The organism is Sphingomonas sp. PP-CC-3A-396 (genome assembly GCF_004343105.1).
In the GTDB taxonomy this organism is placed as follows: domain Bacteria; phylum Pseudomonadota; class Alphaproteobacteria; order Sphingomonadales; family Sphingomonadaceae; genus Sphingomonas.
Genome location: NZ_SLYF01000001.1, coordinates 210,282 through 223,280 on the forward strand (window position 1 = coordinate 210,282; position 12,999 = coordinate 223,280).

The window sequence follows — 12,999 nt, forward strand, 5'->3', positions numbered from 1 at the left end:
AACGACGCGGGGCACTGCTACGATGGATCTGTTCAACCACCAGCTGCGGCTGCACGCGGACCCTTCGCGTGTCGTCGTGCGGCCGTTCCACATCGCCTGGGGTGGTCATGGCGGCGCACCGAGCCGCACCGAGCGGCTCGTCGGCGAAGTGCTCGAAATGTCGCCAGCACAGGCGCGTGCGCAGCTCGAGGTCGTGCTGAAGGATTTCGAGGCACGCCACTGGCAGACGCGGCGCGTGTTCATGACGCGCTACGACCAGATCGAGGACATGCTCGGGCTGAACGGCGCGGAGATCGGCGACGAGAAGCGCCAGCTGATCGGCGCGTATTTCTGTCACGAATACAGCTATGCCGCCGCCGCGCTGATGAACCCGAGCGCGGTGCCGCATTTCGACCAGTCAGGCATGCCGCCGGGCTCGATGCGCATCCTGATGAGCTTGCGCGCGGTCGGCGAGGGGCACATCTCCTCCGTAGCGTTCCGCGAGGGCATCATCACCTGCGAAAACCAGATGAAGCTGGCGCCCGAACCGCCGTTCGCGACCGCGACCGACGCGGTCGGCAGCGGCGAGGACGAGATGCCCGAGGGCCCCGTGACCGTCTATCGCCACCGCGACAGCACGCTGAGCGGCACGGTGATCTTCCCGATCACGCAGGCGCAGTCGAAGGGTCTCGAGGATCTGCGTATCGTCCGGTTCCAGCACGAGAATGGCGAGTTCGAGTGGATCGGCACCTACACCGCGTATAACGGCTCGGTGATCCAGTCCGAACTGATGCGCACCCGTGACTTCCGCGCGTTCGACCTAGTGCCGATGACCGGCCCTGCGGCGCGCAACAAGGGCATGGCGCTGTTCCCGCGGAAGGTGAACGGCCAGTACATGATGATCGGCCGGCAGGACGGCGAGAACCTGTTCCTGCTGAAGTCCGATACGCTGACGGACTGGGACGACGGCGAGAAGATCCTGACGCCCGAATATCCGTGGGAGCTGGTGCAGATCGGCAATTGCGGCCCGCCGATCGAGCTTGACGAGGGCTGGCTGCTGCTCACCCACGGCGTCGGCGCGATGCGGAAATATTCGATCGGCGCGGTGCTGCTCCACAAGGACGATCCTTCGAAGGTGATCGGCCGGACGAGCCAGCCGATCCTGGCGGCGAAGGACCAGGACCGCGAGGGGTATGTGCCCAACGTCGTCTACAGCTGCGGTGCGTTGAAGCATGGCGACACGATCTTCATGCCGTACGGGATCGCGGACAGCTCGGTGGGCTTCGCGTTCGTGCCGATCAAGGACATGCTTGCTGCGATGAAGTGAGGGGGGGCGTCCCCACGGACGCCATCCTTCTCCCACGCGTTAGCATCAAGCCGCCACCCCGGCGGAGGCCGGGGCCCAGTTGGCAAGGCTGTAGTAACGAAGCGCATCGCTCAGTTAGCAACGCCCCCCCAACTGGGCCCCGGCCTCCGCCGGGGTGGTACGCTAGAACCGAGCGCATCTCCCGCTTCTTGTTCTCCCGCGAAGGCGGGAGCCCAGTCTGGATCCCCGCCTTCGCGGGGAAACAAGCTTACCGCGAAGCCGCCATAGTCCGCCGGTACATCACCCAAGTCAGCACCGCGAACAGCAGCGTCCCGCCAACCAGCGCCACGCTCGCAAACCCGTCCCCGACCAGCGCCAACGGCGTCTCCTGGTTGGTCAGATACACGATCCCCGCAAAGCCAACGCCCCACAGCGACTCCCCGACGATCATCCCGGTAGCGGTCAGCACCCCCATCCGCTTGGCAAGCTCAGGATCCCGAGCCCGGTCCGCCCAGCGATCATACGCAAACCCCACGACCGCGCCGATCGTGACCGGCAACGTCACCGACATCGGCAGATACACGCCAAGTCCGACGCCAAGCGGCGGCAACCGAAGCTTCCCTGCCTTGCCAAGCAACTCGTCGACCGCGATCACGACCACGCCGGTAAGCGCCCCATACCCGATCATAGCCCAGTTGAGGTTCCCCCCCAGCACACCCTTCGCGAGCGCCGAGATCAACGCTGCCTGAGGCGCCGCCAGCGCATTCGGCCCCGCCCCCGGCGCCCCCGCAAACCCAAGCGTGCTCCCCAGCAAGTTCAACACCGGCGGCACCACGATCGACCCGAACACCACGCCGATCAGCAACGCGACCTGCTGCTTCCACGGCGTCGCGCCGACCAGTTGCCCGGTCTTCAGATCCTGCAGATTGTCGTTCGAGATCGTCGCGATCCCGAACACGATCCCCGTCACGATCAGCCCGTACGCGACCAGCGCCTGCGTCGTCCCCGGCTCAACCGCACGCCCGAACCACGACACCAACAGGATCGACGCCGCTAGAATGGCGAGGATACCGATCCCCGACACGGGCGAGTTCGACGCGCCGATCAGCCCCGCCATGTACCCGCACACTGCCGCGATCACGAGACCGATGACGAGGATGAACACGAGGCTCCCCGCGATCAGCCCGATCGCCGACGCCTCCAGCGGCCCGCCCTGCAACACGGTCCACAACAGGATACCGATCGGCACCAGCATCGCCAGCGAACCGATCCCGACGATCCCGATCGGAATGTCGCGCTCCTCCAGCGCCAGCACTTCGCCGCCACGCTTGGCCGCCGAAGCCGCCAACGCCGAGCGGACGCCGCCAACCACCGGCCCGGCGATCTTGAGCAACGTCCAGATCGCCGCGACGCCGATCACGCCCGCGCCGAAGAAGCGGACGTCCGAGCGGAACACGGTGGTCGCGATGACTTCCGCGGTCCCGGTGACGCTGCCACCCGAGGTCAGGATCGGCAGCAGGATCCACCAGCCGATGACCACGCCCGCGAACATCGCCATGCCGACCGAGATGCCGACCAGATGCCCCGCGCCGAGCAACGCGAACGACAGCCCGCCCGAGATGCCGGTCGCGCCCGCGCCGACGCGGAACCACGTCGCGGCCTCGGCGGCGGCGAGCTTGGTCTGAGTCAGGATCGCGAACCCGGCCGAGACGACCGCGTTGGCAACGATGATGCCGAGCCCGCGCGCACTCTCCTCGCCGCCCTCGCGACTACCCGCGCCGACCTTCAAGACTTCGGCGGCCGCGCGGCCCTCCGGAAACGGCAGCACCGTGTCGACGACGAGCGCACGACGCAGCGGTACCGAGAACAACACGCCGAGCACGCCGCCGAACATCGTGATTGCCGCAGTCGTGAAGAACGGAAAGCCCTGCCACCAGCCGATCATCACCAGCCCCGGCAGCACGAAGATTATCGCCGCCAGCGTCCCCGCGGCGGACGCGATCGTCTGGACGATGTTGTTCTCGAGGATCGTCGAATCCTTGAACAACCGCAGCACCGCCATCGAGATCACCGCAGCGGGGATCGACGTCGCGAACGTCAGCCCGATCTTGAGCCCGAGATACACGTTCGCCGCGGTGAACAGGAGCGTGATAATCCCGCCGAGCACGATCCCGCGAAACGTAAGCTCGCGCATGCTGGTCTCGGGGCCGGTGTCGGTTACGCCCCGCGTCGCGTCGGTCATGTCGTCAGCCTCAAAGCAATTCGGGCGACTTGTGGCATGATGTGCGATCAGAGGAAACAGTATCGACCGTAACTAGCCTGTTCTCCCGCGAAGGCGGGAGCCCAGACTGGGCTCCCGCCTTCGCGGGAGAACAAGGAAGGGCGGGTTTACCTTGCCTACCCGCTACCGGTCCTACCGCGTCGCCATTCGCCGCGCGAAATTCACCTCGACCGCGCGCGTCACGCTCTCCGCGATCCGGTGCCGCCCTTCCTCGCTATCCAAGAACGCAGCGTCCTGCGGGTTCGAGATATACCCCGTCTCGAACAGAATCGACGGCATGTCGGGCGCCTTCAGCACCATCAGCGACGCCATCCGGTGGAAGTTCGCCTTGAGCGGCATCAACGGCCGGGCCTCGCGCCCAAGCAGCCGCGCGAAGGTCGCCGACGCGTTCATCGTCTCGCGCTGCGTCAGGTCGATCAGGATCGACGACACGTCCGCGGGCGCCTCGCCCAGGTTCACCCCCGAGATCACGTCCGCCTTGTTCTCGCGCGCCGCCAATCGAGCGGCCTCCTTGTCGGACGCCACTTCGGACAGCGTGTACGCGGTCGCGCCGGTCGCGGTTTCCGACCCGGTGCTGTCGCAGTGGATCGAGATGAACAGGTCCCCCTTCAGCCGCCGCGCCACGCCGTAGCGCTCGCGCAGCACCAGATACCGGTCATCACTCCGCGTCAGCGCCACGCGCACGCGGCCAGAGGCGAGCAACTCGTCGCGGATGGCCTTGGCGACCTTCAGCGTCACGTCCTTCTCGCGCAGCCCGTTCGGCCCGATCGCACCCGGATCGACGCCGCCATGCCCCGCGTCGATCACCACCAGCGGCCGCGTGTCGTCGCCCTGCACGCGCGGCAGCTTCATCCCCCGCGCCTTGGGCGGCACCGGCACCGACACCTTGTACTTCGGCCGCGACGCAGCGCCGAAATTGAACGGGAAGAAGTTCAGCGGCCCGGCGATCCCCGCTTCCGCGAACTGATCGTAATCGACTGTGCGCAACGCCAGCGTCAGCTCGCGACCGTCGGAGTCGAACCCGCCATCGGTGACGATCGCCGGCTCGGCCAGATCGAACACCATCCGCATCCCCGACCGCCCGCTGCGCATCTGCGTCACACCAGTCACGAGCCCGCGCGCGGCGACCTCGCGGCCCGGCGTAGCGCCCGACACGTCGACCGCGATCTGGCGCGGCCCGGTCAGCACGCGGCTGGCGGCATCGCCGACCGCCTCGTCGAAGCGGATGACGATCCGCCCGTCCCGGATCGCGACGCTCTGCACGGTGGCCGCCCAGGCGGGGACGCTCGCCAGCCAGCCGGCGAGGAGGGCGATGACCGTCAACACCTCGCGTCCATGCCGTGCGGAACTACCGCCGGTCCAGCGAAAAGCCATGCTACACCCCTTCGATCGATACATCCGATCACCGCAGCGATAGGTAAGCCCCTACGTCCCAAGAGCGCGTTGCAGGGTGCGGTTAATTTGCCGTTTGCCATGAATTAGCCGGCAAAGCTCTGCCGCCCCGGCAAGTCTGCGCTTTACTGCCCTTAATTCGAGCCGAAACGCGCCGGAAAGCCGCCAATATCGGGCTAGTTGCGAGATGGGGTATGCAGTGCTAGGCCTGTCGTACAGCCGTGTGTCGCCTGGATTTTACCAGCGACGCGCCGGTCTTCACGCCCGCCTGCGGATCCTTCGCCGGCGCGGCAATTCAGGTTGACGCTCGAATGACGCATTCCCCCCGCCCCGCACTCCGACCGGCCTTCGCCGACGGACTCGCGGTCGTGCGGGCGCCGCAGGGAGAGTTCCCGCGGCATGCACTTCGCGCAGAGGCAGTTTCGCATACCATCCGCGAGTCCGGGCGTCCGTGCCCGACCGCACCACCATCAAGCGCGCGACGGTTGCCGACAGGCCCGGCGCGCGCGCGGAGAATCTATAATGACAACGCGCATGCTGATCGACGCACGCCACCGGGAAGAGACCCGGATCGCAGTCGTCAAGGGTAACCGGATCGAGGAATTCGATTTCGAGAGTGCCGAACGCAAGCAGCTCAAGGGCAATATCTACCTCGCCAAGGTCACGCGGGTCGAGCCGTCGCTCCAGGCGGCGTTCATCGATTACGGCGGCAATCGCCACGGCTTCCTCGCGTTCAGCGAGATCCACCCTGATTACTACCAGATCCCCAAGGAAGATCGCGACGCGCTGCTTCGTGAGGAAGCCGAGCACGCCGCCGAGGAAGCCGCCCTGCGCGCCGACTACGATTCGGACGAAGACGAGGGTGACGACGAGGACGACATCGAGCGCTTCGAGGACGATGGCGGGGTAGATCCCGACGTCGCCGACGAGCTCGAAGGCGGCGAGTCCGGCGAAGCCCCGCGACGGAAACGCAAGCCGAGCGCCGACGATGCCGCGGTCGAGGACTTGCGCGAGCGTCGCATGAACCTGCGCCGCCGCTACAAGATCCAGGACGTGATCCATCGCCGCCAGGTGCTGCTCGTCCAGGTCGTCAAGGAGGAGCGCGGCAACAAGGGCGCGGCGCTGACCACGTACCTGTCGCTCGCCGGTCGCTACTGCGTGCTCATGCCGAACACGTCGCACGGCGGCGGCATCTCGCGGAAGATCAGCAACGCGGGCGATCGCAAGCGTCTCAAGACGATCATGGCCGACATGCAGTTGCCGCCGTCGATGGGCTGCATCGTCCGCACCGCGGGCCTCCAGCGCTCGAAGGTCGAGATCAAGCGCGACTTCGATTACCTCGCCCGCCTGTGGGACGGCATCCGCGAGGCCACGCTTAAGGCGTCGGCCCCCGCGCTCGTCTACGGCGACAGCGACCTGATCAAGCGCGCGATCCGCGACATCTACAACAAGGAAATCGAAGAGGTCATCGTCGAGGGCGAGGACGGCTATCGCCAGGCGCGCGAGTTCATGCGCCTGCTGATGCCGACGCACGCGCGGCGCATCAAGCATTACGCCGACCCCGTGCCGCTGTTCCAGCGCGCCGGCGTCGAGGATCAGCTTGCCGCGATGTACCACCCCGTCGTCCAGCTGAAGTCGGGCGGCTATCTGGTCATCAACCCGACCGAGGCGCTCGTCTCGATCGACATCAACTCGGGCCGGTCGACGCGCGAGCATTCGATCGAGCAGACCGCGACCGCGACTAACCTCGAGGCCGCCCAGGAAATCGGCCGCCAGCTCCGCCTGCGCGACATGGCCGGGCTCGTCGTCATCGACTTCATCGACATGGATAACAATTCCAACGTCCGTAAGGTCGAGAAGGCGATGAAGGAGGCGCTCAAAAACGATCGCGCGCGCATCCAGATCGGCCGCATCTCGTCGTTCGGCCTCATGGAAATGAGCCGCCAGCGCCTCCGCACCGGCGTGCTCGAAGCGTCGACCCGCGCCTGCCCGCATTGCGAGGGCACCGGTCTGGTCCGTACCGCATCGTCGTCGGGCATCTCGGCATTGCGCCTGATCGAGGACGAGGCCGCACGCGGTCGCGGTTCGCTACTCACCCTGCGCGCGAGCCAGGAAGCGGCGGTCTACATCCTCAACCGCAAGCGCGCCGACATCGCCGAGATCGAGGATCGCTACGGCGTGATCGTCGAGATCATCCCCGGCCAGGACGAGGAAGGCGCGCACATGACGGTCGAGGCCAGCGGCCCGCCGCCCGCGCACGCCCCGAAGTTCGTCCAGATCATCGAGGAGGACGAGGACGACCTTCCCGAGGAGATCGAGGACGAGATCGAGGAAGAGGAAGTCGAGGAGGCCGAAGCCGAGCAGCCGCGCCGTCGTGAGGGGGGTCGTGAGCCCCGCGAGGGTAATGGCGAGCAGCGTGCACCGCGTGAAAACGGTCGCGATGCGGACGGTGAAGCCGGCAAGAAGCGCCGTCGTCGTCGTGGTCGTCGCGGTCGCGCACGTCCCGGTGAGGAAGGTGCAGCAGAGGGCGTCAACGAGGACGGTAATTTCGAGGACGCCGACACCAACGTCGAGGAGATCGACGAGGTCGAGGGCGACATCGTCGAAGTCGGCGCACCCGCCGAGCAGACCAATGGCGCAGAGGGCGAAGGCCGTCGTCGTCGCGGTCGTCGGGGACGTCGCGGTGGTCGCCGCAACGAGCAGGGCGCCGAGAACGGCCAGTCGGTCGCCGTCAGCAGCGTCGACGACGCCCAGTTGATCGCCGAGGCGCCCGAGCCGGAAGCGTACGAGCCGGTCGAGTCGACCTATGCCGAGCCGCCTTACGAACCGGCGTTCGAGCCCGCCGTCGAGGAAGCCCCGGTCGCGGAAGTCGCCGAGGGTACGAAGATGCGCCGTCGTCCACGCGCCCGTGCAGCAGCCGCAGCGGCGAACATCGCCGAGGCGGTGGCGGACGCAGCACCCAAGGCACGCCGTGGTCGCAAGCCCCGCGCGGTCGAGGCGGACGCCGAGACGGTCGCACCGGAGCCAGTGGTTCCGGCACCGATAGCGGAGCCCGTCGCGGCCGAGCCGGCCGCACCGAAGCCCGGTCGTCGCCGTCGCGAAGCGGTTGCGGAAGCGACGATGGACGAGGTGAGCGCAACGCCCGCCGAGACCATCGAAGCGTCGGCGCCCAAGCCCAAGCGTGCGCGCCGTAAGGCGTCTGATGCAGTGGTGGAAGCGCCAGTCGTCGAGGAAGCGCCTGCGAAGGTCGCCAAGCCCCGCGGTCGTCCACGCAAGGCAGCCGTGGTCGATGCCGGCGATGCCGCCCCGACCAGCGAGCCCCTCGCCGAGCCGATCGCAACCACCCCGCCCAAGGCCGAAGTCCAGCCCCAGGACGTCGCGACCCCCCGTACCGATGACGGCGCCAACGACGACCCCGACGGCGCCCCCCGCCGCGGCTGGTGGCAGCGCACCTTCGGCTAACCCCGAACGCTGAGACCAAAGAACGGGCGCGACCGAAAGGCCGCGCCCGTTTTCGTTTGTGGGGAGGCCCAGAAGCTACCGGTGAGACGCTCCGTCCGACAAATGTATGTTTCCCCGCGAAGGCGGGGACCCAGACTGGGCACCCGCCTTCGCGGGTGAACACGACACGGGGGCAGTGCGAGGTTTGAGTTCCAGCGCCGTAGTGACGCACGCCGAACTCCCCCCACCCACCACCACCCCGGCGAAGGCCGGGGCCCAATTGGAAAGGTGGCAATAACGAAGCGCCGCCCTCAGTTAGCCCGGTCCCCCAATTGGACCCCGGCCTCCGCCGGGGAGGTGGCCCATGGAGCAGGCCGATGCGTGCTTCTTCGTAATCAAGTGCGTGCTGCCAGTTGCTCACGCCAAAAATCTCGGCCCCTCCCCGACACGTCAACCAAACCCCGTCACCCCAGCGAAAGCTGGGGTATCCCACGTGGCTCGCGACGCCCGCCAAACGGAGAGATCCCAGCTTTCGCTGGGATGACAGTGATCGGGGTAAGCGGCGCCGACTCTTGACTAACTTCACTCCACCGCACGACCATTGCCCCCCCGCCCCCAATCGACGATACCCCGTAATATGAAGCGCCTAGTAGCCGCCGCAGCCACCGCCCTCCTCCTCTGGACGACGCCCCTCCAGGCCCAGTCGATCCTCCGCGACGCCGAGACCGAAACCATGTTCGCGGAGATGTCGAACCCGCTGATCAAGGCGGCCGGGCTCTCCACCCGCGACGTGAAGGTCGTGCTCATCAACGACGAGTCGATCAACGCGTTCGTCGCCGGCGGCCAGACCGTCTACGTCCACTCGGGCCTCATCCAGGCCGCCGACAACGCCAACGAAGTCCAGGGCGTCATCGCGCACGAGCTCGGCCACATCGCCGACGGCCACGTCGTCCTCGCCGATCGCGGCACCAAGCCGGCAATGGGCATGTACCTGCTCTCGATGGTCCTCGGCCTCGCCGCGATGGCGGCCGGCAGCGGCGAAGCAGGCGCCGGCATCATGGCGGCAGGTCAGCAGGCGGCGATGGGCAGCTACCTCTCGTTCAGCCGAGTCCAGGAATCGACCGCAGACGCGACCGGCGCGAAGTTCCTCCGCGAGGCGAACGTCTCCGGCCGCGGCATGCTCAGCTTCTTCAAGAAACTGCAGCAGCAGGAATACCGCTTCGGCACCGCCAACATCGACCCGTTCATGCAGTCGCATCCGCTCTCCGGCGAGCGCGTCGCGACGCTCACCGCCGACCTGCAAGCCTCGCCCGCCTGGGCCAACAAACCCGACGCCGCGCTGGAAGAACGCTTCCGCCGCGTGAAGGCCAAGCTCGCCGGCTACGTCATGCCCGCCGACCAGACGCTGCAGGCCTACCCGCCCAGCAACCAGACGATCTACGCGCACTACGCCCGCGCCTATGCGTACCACAAAGCAGGCTACCCCGAGAAAGCCGACGCCGAAGCTAATGCACTGGTGAAGGCCGAGCCCACCGACCCGTATTTCCTCGAGATCAAGGGTCAGATTCTGCTCGAAGCCGGCAAGCCGACCGAGTCGCTGGTCCCCCTGCGCGAAGCCACGGAGGGTTCGCGTAACAACCCACTGATCGCCACCACCTTCGGCCACGCGCTGATCGCGACCGAGAACAAGGCGAACTACCCCGAGGCCACCAGGGTCCTGCGCACCGCAGTCGGCCGCGACGATCAGAACCCGTTCGCCTGGATGCAGCTCGGCACCGTCTACGAACTGACCGGGGATACCGCACGCGCCGCGCTCGCCACCGCCGAGCGCGCCAGCATGGGCGGCGACATGCGAACCGCGTCGGCAAGCGCGCAATATGCGCTGGCGAACATCCCGGCGAACACCACCGACTGGATCCGCGCGCAGGATATCGCGATGGCCGCGCAGAACGAGATGGACGACAACCCGAAGCAGTATAAGCGCCGCAAATGAGCAAACTTACATTCCCCGCGATCGCGGTCGCGGGCGCCGTCATCGGAGGCCTCGCCGTCTGGGGCTATGACCGCCAGGGCGGCGGTGTCGAGCGCGCGCAGGTCGAATCGATCGTCCACGATTACGTGTTGGCGCACCCCGAAATCCTGCCCGAGGCGATGGAGAAACTGCGCGACCGCGAGTCCGGCAAGACCGTCACCGCCAACCGCGACGCGATCGTCACGCCGTTCGGCAGCGCCTGGGCCGGCAACCCCAAGGGCGACGTCACGCTGGTCGAGTATTTCGACTATAATTGCGGATATTGCCGCGCGAGCCTGCCGATGATCGCCAAGCTGATCGCCGCCGACCCCAAGGTCCGCGTGGTCTTCCGCGAACTCCCGATCCTCAGCGCCGAAAGCCGCATCGCCGCGCGCGCGAGCCTGGCGGCGGCACAACAAGGCAAGTTCGCCACCTTCCACGACGCGCTCTACGCCGGCGGCCCCGTCAGCGACGCCTCGATCGCCGCGGCTGCGAGCAAGGCCGGGGTAGACACGACGCAGGCGAGCTTCACCAAGACCGCCGACGCCGAGATCGCCAAGAACATGGAAACCGCCGCCAAGCTCGGCATGACCGGCACGCCGAGCTGGGTGGTCGGCGACCGCGTGTTGTCGGGCGCCCTCCCCCTCGAAGACCTGCAAAAAGCCGTAGCAGCAGCCCGCGCTGGCTAATCCCACCCACTCCCGTCATCCTGACGAAAGTCAGGATCCAGAGCCACAATCGGAACGCGCATGGCTCTGGATCCTGGGTCGAGCCCAGGATGACGGGATTTGGGTAGCCCGCCCCCTATCAATAGGCACGTCCCACCCCCATCTGACACCCACGAAAAAGGGGTGCCAATGACCGAACCGATCCTGTCCATCGCGGGCGTCACCAAGACCTACAAGAGCGGCACCACCGCCCTCCACCCCGTCGACCTCGACATCCAGAGAGGCGAGATCTTCGCCCTCCTCGGCCCCAATGGCGCCGGCAAGACGACGCTGATCAGCATCATCTGCGGCATCGTCACGCCGTCCGCCGGCACGATCAAGGTCGCCGGCTACGACGCGATCCGCGACTATAAGCAGGCGCGCAGCCGCATCGGCCTCGTCCCGCAGGAACTCAACGTCGACATGTTCGAGACGGTGCTCGCCACCGTCACCTTCAGCCGCCGCCTGTTCGGCCGTTCGGGCCACAGCGCGTACATCGAACAGGTGCTCCGCGACCTCTCGCTCTGGGACAAGCGCGACGCGAAAATCCGCGAACTCTCAGGCGGCATGAAGCGCCGCGTGCTGATCGCGAAAGCGCTCGCGCACGAACCCGAAATCCTGTTCCTCGACGAGCCGACCGCAGGCGTCGACGTGGCGCTGCGCCGCGACATGTGGAAGCTCGTCCACCGCCTGCGCGAAGGCGGCACGACGATCATCCTGACGACGCATTACATCGAGGAGGCCGAGGAAATGGCCGATCGCGTCGGCGTCATCAACAAGGGCAAGCTGCTCCTCGTCGACGACAAGGCGTCGCTGATGAAGAAGCTCGGCAAGCGCGAACTCGACATCGCGCTCCAGGACCCGATGACGACGATCCCGCCGGAACTCGCCGACTGGGATGTGGCACTGGAAGACGACGGCAAGCGCCTGCGCTACGTGTTCGATGCACAGGCCGACCACACCGGCATCCCGTCGTTGCTGCGCAAGCTCAGCGAACTCGGCATCGGCTTCAAGGATCTCGAAACCAGCAAATCGAGCCTCGAAGACATCTTCGTCGATCTCGTCGGAGAACGCGCATGAATACCCATGGCATCTGGGCGATCTATCGCTTCGAAATGGCGCGTGCGCTGCGCACCCTTTGGCAAAGCCTCGTCACGCCCGTCCTCACTACCTCGCTGTATTTCATCGTCTTCGGCGGCGCGATCGGCAGCCGCATGCAACAGGTCGGCGGCGTCGGTTACGGCAGCTTCATCGTTCCCGGCCTGATCATGCTGTCGCTGCTCACGCAGAGCATCTCGAACGCATCGATCGGCATCTACTTCCCCAAGTTCACCGGCACGATCTACGAGCTGCTCTCCGCGCCCGTGTCGGCGATGGAGATGGTGATCGGCTATGTCGGCGCGGCGACCACCAAGTCGGTGATCCTAGGGCTGATCATCCTCGCGACGGCGTCGTTCTTCGTGCCGCTCCGCATCGAACACCCGTTCGCGATGATCGCGTTCCTGATCCTGACCGCGGTCGCGTTCAGCCTGTTCGGGTTCATCATCGGCGTGTGGGCGAACGGCTTCGAGCAGCTGAACTTCGTCCCCGCGCTGCTGATCACGCCGCTGACGTTCCTCGGCGGCGCGTTCTACTCGATCGACATGCTGCCCCAGCCGTGGCGCACGTTCAGCCTGTTCAACCCGGTCGTCTACCTGGTGAGCGGTTTCCGCTGGAGCTTCTTCGGGGTCGGTGACGTCGCGGTCGGGGTGAGCCTCGCGGTGACGGCCGGCTTCCTCGCCGTGTGCCTGATCGCGATCGCCTGGATCTTCAAGACCGGCTGGCGGATGAAGAACTAAGCTGAAGAACCATGTTTCCCCGCGAAGGCGGGGACCCAGTCTGG

General features: G+C 66.7%; 8 protein-coding genes. 6 read left to right on the forward strand and 2 right to left on the reverse strand.

What is annotated here, in order from left to right:
- Nucleotides 1-22: 22 nt before the first annotated feature.
- Entirely contained in the window at nt 23-1,306 is a 1,284-nt protein-coding gene (locus C8J40_RS01030; protein ID WP_132895418.1) for a glycoside hydrolase family 130 protein, read from the forward strand.
- Nucleotides 1,307-1,553: 247 nt separating this feature from the next.
- Here C8J40_RS01030 and C8J40_RS01035 read toward each other — a convergent pair whose 3' ends face one another.
- Both C8J40_RS01035 and C8J40_RS01040 read right to left on the reverse strand, forming a co-directional pair.
- Nucleotides 1,554-3,527, reverse strand: coding sequence for an oligopeptide transporter, OPT family (locus C8J40_RS01035; protein ID WP_243693155.1), 1,974 nt, complete (start codon nt 3,525-3,527; stop codon nt 1,554-1,556).
- 171 nt (nt 3,528-3,698) lie between these two features.
- Nucleotides 3,699-4,940: an N-acetylmuramoyl-L-alanine amidase gene (locus C8J40_RS01040; protein ID WP_132895419.1), complete on the reverse strand. Its 1,242-nt coding sequence runs from the start codon at nt 4,938-4,940 to the stop codon at nt 3,699-3,701.
- A 552-nt stretch (nt 4,941-5,492) separates the two neighbouring features.
- Here C8J40_RS01040 and C8J40_RS01045 point away from each other — a divergent pair.
- The 5 genes from C8J40_RS01045 (at nt 5,493) to C8J40_RS01065 (ending at nt 12,955) form a co-directional block, all read left to right on the forward strand.
- Nucleotides 5,493-8,420: a ribonuclease E/G gene (locus C8J40_RS01045; protein WP_132895817.1), complete on the forward strand. Its 2,928-nt coding sequence runs from the start codon at nt 5,493-5,495 to the stop codon at nt 8,418-8,420.
- Between the two features lie 616 nt (nt 8,421-9,036).
- A complete protein-coding gene (locus C8J40_RS01050) occupies nt 9,037-10,392 on the forward strand; it encodes a M48 family metalloprotease (protein ID WP_132895420.1) in 1,356 nt (451 codons plus the stop codon).
- Complete coding sequence (locus C8J40_RS01055) at nt 10,389-11,099, forward strand: DsbA family protein (protein ID WP_120301337.1); 711 nt, start codon at nt 10,389-10,391, stop codon at nt 11,097-11,099. The genes C8J40_RS01050 and C8J40_RS01055 overlap by 4 nt, the downstream gene beginning before the upstream one ends.
- A 168-nt stretch (nt 11,100-11,267) precedes the next feature.
- Nucleotides 11,268-12,197 (forward strand): ABC transporter ATP-binding protein, encoded by a 930-nt coding sequence (locus C8J40_RS01060; RefSeq protein WP_132895421.1) that lies wholly within the window; start codon nt 11,268-11,270, stop codon nt 12,195-12,197.
- Entirely contained in the window at nt 12,194-12,955 is a 762-nt protein-coding gene (locus C8J40_RS01065; protein ID WP_056065813.1) for an ABC transporter permease, read from the forward strand. Before C8J40_RS01060 ends, C8J40_RS01065 begins: the two co-directional genes overlap by 4 nt.
- The last annotated feature ends 44 nt before the right edge of the window (nt 12,956-12,999 follow it).